The organism is Hymenobacter segetis (assembly GCF_054776495.1).
Map to the genome: position 1 here is coordinate 1,184,548 of NZ_BAAHBV010000002.1, position 12,818 is coordinate 1,197,365.

Consider the following 12,818-nt stretch of genomic DNA (forward strand, 5'->3'; position numbering starts at 1 on the left):
CTCTACATCGTTCAGGCTTCCACCTTTTCAGCTGCTTTGGAGCGCAGCTGGCGCACCGTCGCGCCCGTGGCCCACAGCTCCGACTCACGCACCTCCTTCAGCTCCGCCTCAAGCTCTTTGCGGTAGTTGGGCGTGGTACCGCGCTCGATGGTGCGGCGGGCTTCCGCGCCGCTGGCCACGCTGTCGTACAACTCATTGAGCACCGGTAGGGTGGCTTCGCGGAAGCGACCTTTCCAGTCCAGCGCACCGCGCTGGGCGGTTACGGAGCAGTTGGCAAACATCCAGTCCATGCCGTTTTCGCCCACCAGCGGCACGAGGCTTTGGGTGAGCTCTTCCACGGTTTCGTTGAAGGCCTCGGAGGGCGAGTGGCCGCGCTGGCGCAGCACCTGGTACTGGGCTTCGATGATGCCAGCCAGGGCGCCCATTAGCACGCCGCGCTCGCCGGTGAGGTCGGAGTACACTTCCTTCTTGAAGTCGGTTTCGAACAGGTAGCCCGAGCCCACGCCGATGCCCATGGCAATGGCTTTTTCCCACGCTTTGCCCGTGGCATCCTGGAACACGGCGAAGGACGAATTCAGCCCGCCACCAGCCAAGAACAGGCGACGCAGACTGGTGCCGCTGCCCTTGGGCGCCACCAGAATTACATCCACATCGGCAGGCGGGATGATGTTGGTCTGGTCATTAAAAGTGATGCCGAAGCCGTGCGAGAAGTACAGCGTTTTGCCCGGCGTGAGGCGCTCCTTCAGCATGGGCCACAGCGCAATCTGGCCGGCGTCGCTCAGCAGATTGCACACAATGGTGCCTTTTTCAGCCGCTTCTTCCAGCGAAAACAGCGTTTCGCCCTCCACCCAGCCGTCCTTGATGGCGCGGTCCCAAGACGGCGTGCCCTGGCGCTGGCCCACAATCACGTTGAAGCCGTTGTCGCGCATATTCAGAGCCTGGCCCGGCCCCTGCACGCCGTAACCGATTACGGCAATGGTGTCGTCCTTGAGGTATTCCAGCGCCTTTGCGAGGGGGAATTCGTCGCGGGTGATTACGGTTTCGTCTACGCCGCCGAAATTGATTTGTGCCATGAGAATTGGGGGTTTGGATTGTAGCGTGGACTCTGCGAGTCCGCGCATGGGTTGAAAGATTTTCGTTCGATGCGCGGACTCGCAGAGTCCACGCTACATCACATCGTAAACACCGCGTCGCGGTTATTCAGAAACTCGTTTTCGGCCACGTCCTCGCCGGGCTCGCGGCGCTCAAATTCGCGCAGCTTGTGGTTGAAGCCGTCACTGGCTTTGATGATGGCAATGCGGGCGCTGCGCACGAATTCGATGAGCCCATAAGGCTGCAAAACCTTAATCAGCGCGTCGGTTTCCTCGCGGTGGCCGGTGGTTTCAAATACCGTGTAATCCTTGCGAATGACCACGGCGCGGGCCCCGTTTTCGCGCAGCAGGCGCTCTACAGAGGCTTTTTCGGCAATGACATCAGTCGGCACTTTGTAGAGCGCCATTTCCTGCCAAATCACGTCGGCGTTGGTGTTGTAGTACACTTTCAGCACTTCCACCTGCTTCTCAATCTGGCGGGCCAGCTTGCTTACCACTTCCTCCGTTTCGGTGATGACGATGTTGAAACGGTGGATGCCTTCGATTTCGGAAGGCGACACGTTGAGGCTCTCAATGTTGATTTTGCGGCGCGAGAAAATGATGGCAATGCGGTTGAGCAGTCCCACCTGGTTTTCGGTGTAGGCCGTGATGTTGTATTCCTGGCGGTCGGGGGGCTGGGACATGGTTTCTGGGGAAGACTGGCTTAATGGAACGTCATGCTTTCGTTCTTCAGCGCAGCCGGATTTCGGCCACGCTGCACCCTTGCGGCACCATCGGAAAGATGTTGTTTTCCTTCGCCACCAGCACCTCCAGCAGGAAGGAGCCGGGGTGCGCCAGCATCTGCCGTAGCGCGGGGGCCAGTTCCTCCCGCGCCTCCACGCGGCGGCCGGCGATGCGGTAGCCGGCGGCCACGGCCACGTAATCGGGGCTCTGGATATCCACGAACGAGTAGCGGCGGGCATTGAAAAGCTCCTGCCATTGCCGCACCATGCCCAGGAAGCGGTTGTTCAGAATGATAATTTTCACCTCGACGCCGGTTTGCATGATGGTGCCCAGCTCCTGGATGGTCATCTGCACGCCGCCGTCGCCGATGATGGCTACTACCGGCCGCTCCGGTGCCCCGAATTTGGCCCCAATGGCGGCCGGCAGCGCGAAGCCCATCGTGCCCAGCCCGCCGCTGGTGATGTTGCTGCGGGTGTGGTTGAAGCGGGCGTAGCGGCAGGCCACCATCTGGTGCTGGCCCACGTCGGTCACGATGATGGCCTCGCCCTGGGTCAGCTCGTTGAGCTGTTGCAGGACTTCGCCCATCGTCAGCTCTTTGCCGGTGGGGAATAGCTCGTCGTTTATCACGGCGGCCACTTCCTCGGCCTTATAATCCTGGAAGCGCTGGTGCCATTCCCGGTGGCTTTTTGGCTCGATGAGGGCCGTGAGCAGCGGCAACGTTTCCCGGCAGTCGCCCCACACGGGCACGGTGGCGGCCACGTTCTTGTCAATTTCGGTGGGGTCGATGTCGAGGTGAATAACCTTCGCTTGCTTCGCGTATTTGTCCAGTCGGCCCGTTACCCGGTCGTCGAAACGCATGCCGATGGCGATGAGCACGTCGCACTCGTTGGTGAGGACGTTGGGGCCGTAGTTGCCGTGCATCCCCAGCATGCCCACGTTCAGCGGGTGGTCGGTGGGCAGCGCGCCCGCGCCGAGGATGGTCCAGGCCGCCGGGATGCCGCTTTTTTCGATAAAAGCCTTGAACTCCTGCTCGGCTTTCCCCAGAATCACCCCCTGCCCCCAGAGCACGAACGGCCGCTCAGCCCGGTTGATGAGCGCCGCCGCCTCGCGCAGGTACTCGGGACGCACGATGGGCACCGGCCGGTAGCTGCGAATGTGCGTGCACGGCACGTAGGGGGCGAAATGGAACGGTTGCAGCTGGGCGTTTTTGGTGATGTCAATGAGTACCGGGCCGGGCCGGCCGCTGCGCGCGATGTAAAAGGCCTTGGCCAGCGCCTCGGGGATTTCCTCGGCCTTGGTCACCTGGTAATTCCACTTCGTGACGGGCGTGGTGATGTTGATAATGTCGGTTTCCTGAAACGCATCGGTGCCCAGCAAGTGCGCGAACACCTGCCCCGTGATGCACACCAGCGGCGTGCTGTCAATCTGCGCATCGGCCAGGCCGGTGACCAGGTTGGTCGCGCCCGGCCCGCTGGTGGCAAACACCACCCCCACCCGCCCGGAGGCCCGCGCATAGCCCTGCGCTGCGTGAATGCCGCCCTGCTCATGCCGCACCAGCACGTGGTTCAGTCGGTCGTTGAAGTCATAAAGGGCATCGTAAATCGGGATGATGGCCCCGCCGGGATAGCCGAAAATCGTGTCCACGCCCTCAGCCAGCAGGATGTTCAATACCGCCTCGGCCCCCGTGGAATTGGGCGCGGGCGCTTCGGCAGCAGTTTCAGAAGCTTCGCCAACGACGGAAGCAGCAAGGATTTCCGCAGTTGCTACGTCCGTTTCGGCGGCCTCAGGCAGGGTTGGTGGCTGGTTCGTTAACATGGCTTTCTTCCAGTAAATCGGTGATGCAGCCGTGGCTGGCGTCGCTAACGGTGCGGATGTATTTCAGGAGCACACCCTGGGTAGCGTTGGGGCGCGGGCGCTGCCACTGGCTGCGGCGCAGCTCCAGCAGGGCGGGCTCAATCTGGATATCAATGGTGTTGGTGGCGGCGTCGAGGATAATCCAGTCGCCGTTTTCGACCAGCGCGATACCGCCACCATCGTAAGCCTCGGGGCAGACATGGCCGACCACGAAGCCGTGGGTGCCGCCCGAAAAGCGCCCGTCCGTAATCAGGGCCACCTTATCGCCCAGTCCCGCCCCAATGATTGCCGAAGTCGGCTTGAGCATTTCGGGCATGCCCGGACCGCCCTTCGGTCCCACGTAGCGAATGACGACCACCTGCCCGGCCTTAATACTGCCCTGCGTGATGCCCTCGTTCAGCGCCTCCTCCGAATCGAACACATTGGCTGGGCCTTCGAAGCGCAGGCCTTCCTTGCCCGTGATTTTAGCCACTGCGCCCTTCGACGCAAGGTTGCCGTAGAGAATCTGGATGTGGCCGTCGGCCTTGATGGGATTGTCAAAGGGCCGCAGCAAATCCTGCTCCGCGCCCAGCGGCTTCACATCGGCGAGGTTTTCGGCCAGGGTTTTGCCGGTCACGGTCAGCAGGTCGCCGTTTAGCAGGCCGGCATCGAGCAGGGTACGCATCACGGCGGGCACGCCGCCCAGGACCGAGAGGTCTTCCATGAGGTATTTGCCACTGGGCTTGAGGTCGGCCAGCACCGGCACGCGGTTGCTCACGGCCTGGAAATCCTCCATCGTCAGGGGCACGCCGGCCGCGTGGGCAATGGCGATGAGGTGCAGCACCGCATTGGTCGAGCCGCCTAGCACCGTCACCACCACCAGCGCATTCTCAAATGCCTCCCGCACCAGAATGTCGCGGGGCTTAATGTCGCGCTCCAGCAGCCGGCGCAGGTAGGCCCCGGCATCAAGGCATTCCTGTTTTTTTTCCACGCTCACGGCGGGCAAGGACGATGAGAACGGCACGCTCATGCCCAACGCCTCAATGGCGGCGGCCATGGTATTGGCCGTGTACATGCCGCCACAAGCGCCCGGGCCGGGGCAGGCATTGTGGATGACGCCGCTGTAATCCTCGTCCGAAATCTGGCCCTGCAATTTCTTCCCATACGCCTCAAAACACGACACAATGTTGAGCTGCTGCCCCTTGAACGTGCCGCCCTTGATGGTGCCGCCGTACACCATCAGGCTGGGCCGGTTGAGCCGCGCCATGGCGATGAGGGCGCCGGGCATGTTCTTATCGCAGCCCACCACGGTGGCCACGGCGTCGTAGTTGTGCGCCCCCGCCATGGCCTCGATGGAGTCGGCAATAATCTCCCGCGATACCAGCGAAAACCGCATTCCCGGCGTGCCGTTCGTGATGCCGTCGCTCACGCCGATGGTGTTGAAGCGCAGCCCCACCAAGCCCTGGGCCTGCACCCCGATTTTCACGCCGTCGGCCAGCGCATCGAGGTGCATGTTGCAGGTGTTGCCCTCGAAGCCGGTGGAGCAGATGCCCACGAACGGCTTACGCAAATCCGCATCCGACAGCCCCGAGCCGATGAGCATGGCCTGCGAGGCCGGCAAGCTGTCGTCCTGGGTGTAGATGCGGCTGTATTTGTTGAGAATCATGGTGGGAAGGGTAATGGGGAAATCGTATGTCATGCAGAGCGCAGCGAAGCATCTTGCTCGCTGGAACCTCACCCCCGGCCCCTCTCCCAAGGAGAGGGGAGCCTAACGAAGCGGGCGAGATGCTTCGCTGCTCTGCATGACGTTCTTTTTAGTTGTTCTACTAGGCGTTTTGCTCTACCGCTGCGCCCGTCACCAGCGCCCGGTAACGCTCGGCCAGCTGGGCCCCCAGCGTCTCCGAGAAAGGCGTGCTGAATTCCAGCTCATCGATGGCGGCAATGCCTACCACCTCGGCCGCAGTGCCGGTGTAAAAGGCTCCGGTAGCGCCCTGCAACTCATCGGGAATGAAGAATTTCTCCGTGACCTTAATACCCGCCTCACGGGCCAAATCAATAATCGTGTTGCGCGTAATGCCGCGCAGAATGCTACCCTGCGGCGCGGTGAACAGCTCGCCGTTCTTCTCGAAGAAGAAATTGGCCCCCGGACCTTCGGCCACGTAGCCGTTCATGTCCAGCAGCAGGGCTTCATCGAAGCCGCGGCCTTTAGCTTCGGAGCTGGCAATAATGGAGTTAACGTAGTGGCCTGAAACTTTGGCCTCAATCGGCACGGCCTTCGGGTTGGGGCGCTGGTAGGGCGAGATGCTGAGGCGCAGGCTCTGGTCGCCGAGGTACTTGCCCCAGTCCCACACGGCGATGAGCAGGTTGCTGCTGGTGGCGTGCTTCAGGGTCATATTTGGCGTGGCGGCGTACACCAACGGGCGGATGTAAGCATCGGCGAGGCCGTTTTTTTCCAGCAGCTGGTAGGTGATGTCGGTTAATTCTTCCACCGAATAATTGAACGGCAGGCCGATGCTGCGACACGAATAATGCAGCCGCTCGTAGTGCTCCTCAGCCTTGAAAATACGAGTACCGGCCGGCGTGGCGTAGGCCCGGATGCCTTCAAAGACGGCATAGCCGTAGTGCAGCGACTGGGCGTAAGCGCCCACTTGGGCGGCTTCGGCTTTCACAAACTCGCCGTCGACAAAGGCCAGGGTGTCGGGGTTGAAATACATGCTTAGCAAAACGGTTAAGCGATAGAAAATCAATAAAAAAGCCTTCCTGAGCGCGGGGCTTAGAAAGGCTTTTGCTGGGTTGCAACGAGCTGTTCCTACGCGCCCCGAGGGCCAGGAGTGATGACAGTAAAGACTAGCAGGAAATGGTTTTTCATGGGGGTCATCTGGATTTTTTGAACGTCACGCCGAGCGTAGCCGAGGCATGACGTGCTGTTTCATATTCCCTTCCATCAAATAATTGTGCTGATGCCGATTTCCACGTTGTTCTTATTCCACTGCTTCTCGTTGGAATCGGCAATCCAGAAGGCAATGTAATTGCCTACTTCTTCGGTGGTATAGGGCGCGATTGGGTTCAGTTCGGGTGTCAAAACACTGTTGTTCAGCGCCTCGTCCACGGCCTCACGCACCAGGGCGGCTTCGGCAGTCAGCTCCAGGTGCTCCAGCAGCATGGCAGCCGAGAGAATGGCGGCAATCGGGTTGGCAATGCCTTTGCCCTTAGCCTGCGGATAGGAGCCGTGGATGGGCTCGAACAGCGCCACCGCCTCGCCGATGGAGGCCGAGGGCAGCAGGCCCATGGAGCCAGCAATGACGGAGGCCTCGTCCGAAATGATATCGCCGAACATGTTCTCGGTCAGAATCACGTCGAACTGCGTGGGGTTGAGGATAACCTGCATCGCGGCGTTGTCTACGAAGAGGTAATCCACCGTCACTTCGGGGTATTGGGCGGCCATTTCGCGCACTTCCTCGCGCCAGAGGCGGGAGGTTTCCAGCACGTTGGCCTTGTCCACCAGCGTGAGGTGCTGGCGGCGGCCAGCGGCGGCCTGAAACGCCAGGTGCGCAATGCGGCGGATTTCGGAGCGGCTGTAGGTGCAGTGGTCGTAAGCGCCTTCGCCGTCATCGGTACGGCCTTTCTCGCCGAAATAGATGCCGCCGGTCAGCTCGCGAAAAATGACCATGTCGGTGCCCTGGATGCGCTCCTTTTTCAGGGGCGAATGGGCCAGCAGCACGTCGTATGCCGTCACGGGGCGAATATTGGCGAACAAGCCCAGCTCCTTGCGCAGGCGCAGCAGGCCCTGCTCGGGGCGCACTTTGGCGGCGGGGTCGTTGTCGTATTTCGGGTCACCAATGGCCCCGAGCAGCACGGCATCGGCGGTGCGGCAGGCTTCGAGGGTTTCGTCGGGCAGCGGGTTGCCGGTGGCATCGATGGCACAGGCGCCCATCAGGTGCGAGCTGAGGTCGAAATGGTGGTCGAACCGTTCGGCTACCGCTTCCAGCACTTTCACAGCCTGCCGACACACTTCCGGCCCGATGCCATCGCCGGGCAACACAGCTATTTTCTTGCTTACCATCGTCTTGACTAATTAATTACCAGGTCCAGGTTCGGTTTTGTTCGTAGGCTTCGATGGCGGGCTTCTGGCTCACCAGATAATCGATGTCGTCGTAGCCGTTAATCAGGCACTCCTTTTTGTAGGCGTCGATGTCGAAATGGAAGCTGTCGCCGGTGGCAGGCACGTGCAGCGTCTGTTCAGGCAGGTTCACCACGAATTGGGTATCGGCATCCGCTTCAACCAGCGCGAAAAGGTGGGCCAGCTCAGCATCCGTCACTTGCAGGGGCAGTAGGCCGGTATTCAGCGCGTTGCCGCGAAATATATCGGCGAAGTAGCTCGAAATCACCACCCGAAAACCGGCATCGTAGAGCGCCCAGGCAGCGTGTTCGCGACTGGAACCGCAGCCGAAATTCTTGCCCGCCAGCAGAATCTGGCCGCTGTACTTCGGGTCGTTCAGCACGAAATCCGGCTTGGGCGAGCCGTCGGGGTTGCGCCGCCAGTCGCAAAACAGGTTTTCGCCGAAGCCTTCGCGCGTGGTCGCCTTCAGGAAACGGGCCGGGATAATCTGGTCCGTATCAATGTTTTCGAGCGGCAGTGGCACCGCGCTGGAGTGCAGGGTCTGAAACTTTTCCATGGCCCTAGTTCAAATACTGCGTGATGTCCACAATCCGTCCCTGCACCGCCGTAATGGCCGCCACCAGCGGACTCGCCAGCAACGTCCGTGAGCCCGGCCCCTGCCGCCCCTCGAAGTTGCGGTTCGAGGTAGCCACGCAGTAAGCCCCCGCCGGGATTTTGTCCTCATTCATGGCCAGACAAGCGCTGCAACCGGGTTCGCGCAGCTCAAAACCGGCCTCGGCCAGAATCTTGTCCAGCCCTTCGGCAATGGCCTGCTGCTCCACCTGCTTCGAGCCGGGCACAATGATGGCCTCGACGTGCCCGGCCTTCTGCTTGCCCTGCACGTAGGCCGCCACGGCCCGCAAATCCTCGATGCGCGAGTTGGTGCAGCTGCCGATGAAAACGTAGTTGATTTCCTTGCCCAGCAGGGATTCACCCCGCTGAAAACCCATGTACTGCAGCGATTTATCGAAGCTCTCGGCTTCGCTGGCCGGTACTTCGCTGGGGATATGGCCATTCAGCGCGATGCCCATGCCGGGGTTGGTGCCGTAGGTTATCATCGGGGTGATGTCCTGGGCGCTGAACTTGTGCTCGGCATCGAAAACGGTGTCTTCGTCTGAAAATAGCGTTTTCCAGTAAGCTACGGCCTGGTCCCAGGCGGCTTCTTTGGGAGCGTAGGGGCGGCCTTCAACGTAAGCGAATGTCGTTTCATCGGGCGCTATGAGGCCGCCGCGGGCACCCATTTCGATGCTCATGTTGCAGACTGTCATGCGGCCTTCCATGCTCAGGGCGCGCACGGCGCGGCCGGCATATTCAACAAAGTAGCCGGTGGCCCCGCCCGTGCCAAGCTGCGCAATCACGTAGAGAATCAAATCCTTAGCCGTGACGCCGGGCCGCAGCTCGCCATCCACCGAAATGCGCATGCGCTTGGGGCGGTTCAGCAAGAGGCATTGCGTGGCCATCACCTGCGCCACCTGGCTGGTGCCGATGCCGAAGGCCACCGCGCCAAACGCGCCGTGCGTGGAGGTGTGGCTGTCGCCGCACACGATGGTGGTACCGGGTAGCGTAAGGCCCAGTTCCGGCCCGATAACGTGCACGATGCCCTGCCGGGCGTGGCCTAGGCCGTACAATTCCACGCCGTATTTGGCGCAATTGGCGGTCAGCTTGTCTACCTGCGAGCGGCTCAGCGGCTCCTCTATGGGCAGGTGCTGGTTGCGGGTGGGCACGTTATGGTCGGCCGTGGCGAGGATGCGCGCCGGGCGAAACAGCGGCAGGTCGCGGGCTTCGAGCTCGTCGAACGCCTGCGGGCTGGTCACCTCGTGGATGAGGTGCCGGTCGATATACACAATATCCAGGCCGCCGGGCGCGGTTTTCACCACGTGCGCATCCCAGATTTTATCGAATAAGGACTTAGCCATTTTGAGGGAGAGAAGGGAAAACGGGGGCTTAGCGGGTAGTGGATTCGGTGAAATCGGAGGCAGTGGGTGCGGCCTGCTGAATCACGGCGACGGCGTAGCTAATCCAATCGGCGTGGCGCTGGGGGAGCGACGCCGGTTGTTCGGGTTGGTGGTTTTCGGTGGAAGCGGTGAGAGTGGTGTAAATTGCTTCGTTGGCAGCCATAATGTTAATTTTTAATCAATTAGCAGTTATAAGTTTTTCCTGTTCGACCAGCACATGCAGGTCTTCATCAACTACTTCGCGCTGACGGTCGGCCAGTTCCATAAAGCGTGCATAAGCTTTATTCAAAGCGACTTTCTCAAAATCGTAGCCCAGTTTCTGAAGGCGGTAGGCCAGCGCGGCGCGGCCGGAGCGGGCCGTAAGCACAATGGACGAATCGGCCACGCCGACCTCCTTGGGGTCAATGATTTCGTAGGTTTCGCGGTGCTTGATGATGCCGTCTTGGTGAATGCCGCTGCTGTGCGAAAAGGCATTCGCACCCACAATGGCCTTGTTGGGCTGCACGGGCATGGTCATCAGGTGCGACACCATGGCCGAGGTTTCGGCCAGCAGGCGGGTGTTGATGTTGGTGTGCAGGTCGAGGTAGGGGTGCTGGCGCAGAATCATCACCACTTCTTCGAGGGCCGTGTTGCCGGCGCGCTCGCCCACGCCATTTATCGTGCATTCAATCTGGCGGGCCCCGTTCATCACGCCCGCGATGGAGTTGGCGGTAGCCAGGCCGAGGTCGTTGTGGCAATGCGTGGAAAGCCGCACAGTATGGATGCCGCGCACGTTTTCGTGCAGGAATTTGATTTTCGCGCCGTATTCCTGGGGCAGGCAGTAGCCGGTGGTGTCGGGGATGTTGAGGACGGTGGCCCCGGCCCGGATGGCGGCCTCGCACACCTGGGCCAGAAACACGTTGTCGGTGCGGCCAGCGTCTTCGGCGTAGAATTCCACGTCCTCCACAAAGCTTTTGGCGAGCTTCACGGCGGCGATGGCGCGGGCCAGCACATCCTCCCGCGTGGTGCAGAGCTTGTGCTGAATGTGGACATCGGAAGTGCCGATACCGGTGTGGATGCGCGGGTAACGAGCGGGCCGCAGGGCCTCGGCGGCCACACGAATGTCGTTTTCGACGGCTCGCGAGAGGCCGCAGACGGTAGCTTCACGGGTTTGGGCGGCGATGGCCTGCACGGCGGCAAAATCGCCGGGGCTGGACACCGGAAAGCCGGCCTCGATGACATCGACGCCGAGCGATTCTAGCTGCCGGGCAATGAGAAGCTTCTCGTCGCGGTTTAGCTTGCAGCCCGGCACCTGTTCGCCGTCGCGGAGCGTGGTATCGAAGATTTGAATTTGCTGGGTTGCCATGCGATAATCGCCCGGAATCGGTGGGCTGCGGTTATGAATAGGTCGGCAAGAACTACCCCGCGCCAGCGCAGCAAAACCACGCTTTTGGAAATTCTACTATTTCCAAAAGCCGGCCTTCATCCATTAATCATTTATTTATCAGGTACTTGTTTTATTATTTCATACAATGCCTACGAAAAACCCGGAGCCTGTATTTCAGCTGATAAAGTCCCTGACGCGGACTGAAAAGCGCCATTTCCGGCTGTTTACCAACCGGCCGGGCGCGAGCGAGGACCTGAAATTCCTCTTACTTTTTGATGCCCTCGACGCACTGGAAACGGCTGACGACGCGGCCGTGCTGGCCCAGGTGCCCAGCCTGAAACGCGCGCAGCTGGCCAACCTCAAGGCCAACCTTTACCGGCAGCTACTAGCCAGCCTGCGCGTGTACCACGCCGGCCAGAACCCTGATATTCAGCTGCACGAGCAGCTCGACTACGCCCGCGTGCTCTACAACAAAGGCTTTTACCAGCAGGCCCTGCGCATGCTGGAGAAGGTGAAGCAGGGCGCACGCCAGGCCGAAATGCCGCACATCGTGCTGCTGGCGCTGGATTTCGAGAAGCTCATCGAAAGCCAGTACATCACCCGCAGCCTGAAGGACCGGGCCGATACCCTCACCGCCGAGGCCACCGATACCGTGGCGCACCTGGCCAACCAGCACGCGCTCAGCAACGCCTCGCTACGCCTCTACGGACTGTACCTCAAGGCCGGACACGCCCGCAACCGGGCCGACCACGAGCGCATCACGGCGTTTTTTCGGGAGAACATGCCGGTGGTTCCGGCCAATAATGGCGGCTTTTTTGAGAAGCTGTACTTCTACCAAGCGCACGTGTGGTACCACACGCTCGACCAGGATTTCCGGGCCGGCTACCGCTACGCCCAGAAGTGGGTTGATTTGTTTGAGGCCGCGCCGCACATGAAGGAGCTGCAGACGATGCTCTACATCAAGGGCCTGCACAACTTATTGGCTTCGCTTTACAATCTGCTGTACTACAGCAAATTCAAACAGGTATTGAATATCCTGGAAGAATTTGCCGCCAACCAGACCCGCCGCAGCAGCCCCAACACCGAAATCCTGCTGTTCCAGTACCTCTACACCAACCGCATCAACGCCTATTTCCTCGAAGGCCGCTTCACTGAGGGCCTGGAAATCATCCCGGACCTGCTGGAGCAACTGGAGCGCTACAAGCCGCAACTCGACCTGCACCGCACGCTGGTGCTGTACTACAAAATCGCCAGTCTGTATTTCGGCAGCGGCGAGTTCGTGAAGGCCATCGAATACCTGAACCTGATTATTCAGCACAAGGAATTGAGCCTGCGCGAGGACCTGCAATGCTTCGCCCGCATCCTGAACCTGATTGCTCACTATGAGGCCGGCGACGATGCCAGCCTGGACTATCAGATTCGCTCGGTGTACCATTTCCTGGGCAAGATGGACGACCAGCAGCCCATGCAGGTGGAGATTTTCCGGTTTCTGCGCACGGTGGGTAGCATCGCGCCGCACCAGGTGCGCGAGGCGTTTATCCGGCTGCGCGACAAGCTCATCGTCATCGCCGCCACACCTTATGAGAGCCGGCCGTTTTTGTATCTGGATATCGTGTCGTGGCTGGAAAGCAAGATTTCGAACGTGCCGGTGCAGGAGGTAATGCAGCGGAAGTTCCGGCAGATGAAGTAGC

11 protein-coding genes are annotated in these 12,818 nt (G+C 60.6%); 1 reads left to right on the forward strand and 10 read right to left on the reverse strand.

Annotated elements, in window-relative coordinates; translation table 11 throughout:
- Nucleotides 1–11: 11 nt before the first annotated feature.
- The 10 genes from ilvC to ACYU70_RS15480 all read right to left on the reverse strand — a co-directional run bounded on the left by ilvC (nt 12) and on the right by ACYU70_RS15480 (nt 11,106).
- Nucleotides 12–1,073: a ketol-acid reductoisomerase gene (gene ilvC, locus ACYU70_RS15435; RefSeq protein ID WP_342301358.1), complete on the reverse strand. Its 1,062-nt coding sequence runs from the start codon at nt 1,071–1,073 to the stop codon at nt 12–14.
- Nucleotides 1,074–1,171: 98 nt separating this feature from the next.
- A complete protein-coding gene (gene ilvN, locus ACYU70_RS15440) occupies nt 1,172–1,774 on the reverse strand; it encodes an acetolactate synthase small subunit (RefSeq protein WP_342301357.1) in 603 nt (200 codons plus the stop codon).
- A gap of 46 nt (nt 1,775–1,820) precedes the next feature.
- Complete coding sequence (gene ilvB / locus ACYU70_RS15445) at nt 1,821–3,629, reverse strand: biosynthetic-type acetolactate synthase large subunit (protein WP_342301354.1); 1,809 nt, start codon at nt 3,627–3,629, stop codon at nt 1,821–1,823.
- On the reverse strand, nt 3,598–5,313 hold the full coding sequence (ilvD, locus tag ACYU70_RS15450; RefSeq protein WP_342301352.1) for a dihydroxy-acid dehydratase: 1,716 nt from the start codon (nt 5,311–5,313) through the stop codon (nt 3,598–3,600). Before ilvD ends, ilvB begins: the two co-directional genes overlap by 32 nt.
- 160 nt (nt 5,314–5,473) lie before the next feature.
- Nucleotides 5,474–6,361, reverse strand: coding sequence for a branched-chain amino acid transaminase (locus ACYU70_RS15455; protein ID WP_342301350.1), 888 nt, complete (start codon nt 6,359–6,361; stop codon nt 5,474–5,476).
- Nucleotides 6,362–6,591: 230 nt separating this feature from the next.
- Nucleotides 6,592–7,710, reverse strand: a complete 1,119-nt coding sequence (gene leuB, locus ACYU70_RS15460; RefSeq protein ID WP_342301348.1) for a 3-isopropylmalate dehydrogenase — start codon at nt 7,708–7,710, stop codon at nt 6,592–6,594.
- 16 nt (nt 7,711–7,726) lie between these two features.
- Nucleotides 7,727–8,323, reverse strand: a complete 597-nt coding sequence (leuD, locus tag ACYU70_RS15465; RefSeq protein WP_342301346.1) for a 3-isopropylmalate dehydratase small subunit — start codon at nt 8,321–8,323, stop codon at nt 7,727–7,729.
- Nucleotides 8,324–8,327: 4 nt separating this feature from the next.
- The gene (leuC, locus tag ACYU70_RS15470) at nt 8,328–9,722 is read right to left on the reverse strand and encodes a 3-isopropylmalate dehydratase large subunit (RefSeq protein ID WP_342301345.1); all 1,395 of its coding nucleotides are present in this window, start codon (nt 9,720–9,722) and stop codon (nt 8,328–8,330) included.
- 28 nt (nt 9,723–9,750) lie between these two features.
- The gene (locus tag ACYU70_RS15475) at nt 9,751–9,924 is read right to left on the reverse strand and encodes a hypothetical protein (RefSeq protein WP_342301344.1); all 174 of its coding nucleotides are present in this window, start codon (nt 9,922–9,924) and stop codon (nt 9,751–9,753) included.
- A gap of 15 nt (nt 9,925–9,939) precedes the next feature.
- A complete protein-coding gene (locus ACYU70_RS15480) occupies nt 9,940–11,106 on the reverse strand; it encodes a 2-isopropylmalate synthase (protein WP_342295339.1) in 1,167 nt (388 codons plus the stop codon).
- A 166-nt stretch (nt 11,107–11,272) separates the two neighbouring features.
- Between ACYU70_RS15480 and ACYU70_RS15485 the strand changes: the two genes are divergently transcribed.
- Nucleotides 11,273–12,817: a hypothetical protein gene (locus tag ACYU70_RS15485; protein WP_342295338.1), complete on the forward strand. Its 1,545-nt coding sequence runs from the start codon at nt 11,273–11,275 to the stop codon at nt 12,815–12,817.
- Nucleotide 12,818 lies beyond the last annotated feature (1 nt).

Coding starts and splice junctions, on each gene's coding strand:
- ilvC (WP_342301358.1), bottom strand. CDS start 1,073: ATGGCACAAATCAATTTCGGCGGCGTAGACGAAACCGTAATCACCCGC.
- ilvN (WP_342301357.1), bottom strand. CDS start 1,774: ATGTCCCAGCCCCCCGACCGCCAGGAATACAACATCACGGCCTACACC.
- ilvB (WP_342301354.1), bottom strand. CDS start 3,629: ATGTTAACGAACCAGCCACCAACCCTGCCTGAGGCCGCCGAAACGGAC.
- ilvD (WP_342301352.1), bottom strand. CDS start 5,313: ATGATTCTCAACAAATACAGCCGCATCTACACCCAGGACGACAGCTTG.
- ACYU70_RS15455 (WP_342301350.1), bottom strand. CDS start 6,361: ATGTATTTCAACCCCGACACCCTGGCCTTTGTCGACGGCGAGTTTGTG.
- leuB (WP_342301348.1), bottom strand. CDS start 7,710: ATGGTAAGCAAGAAAATAGCTGTGTTGCCCGGCGATGGCATCGGGCCG.
- leuD (WP_342301346.1), bottom strand. CDS start 8,323: ATGGAAAAGTTTCAGACCCTGCACTCCAGCGCGGTGCCACTGCCGCTC.
- leuC (WP_342301345.1), bottom strand. CDS start 9,722: ATGGCTAAGTCCTTATTCGATAAAATCTGGGATGCGCACGTGGTGAAA.
- ACYU70_RS15475 (WP_342301344.1), bottom strand. CDS start 9,924: ATGGCTGCCAACGAAGCAATTTACACCACTCTCACCGCTTCCACCGAA.
- ACYU70_RS15480 (WP_342295339.1), bottom strand. CDS start 11,106: ATGGCAACCCAGCAAATTCAAATCTTCGATACCACGCTCCGCGACGGC.
- ACYU70_RS15485 (WP_342295338.1), top strand. CDS start 11,273: ATGCCTACGAAAAACCCGGAGCCTGTATTTCAGCTGATAAAGTCCCTG.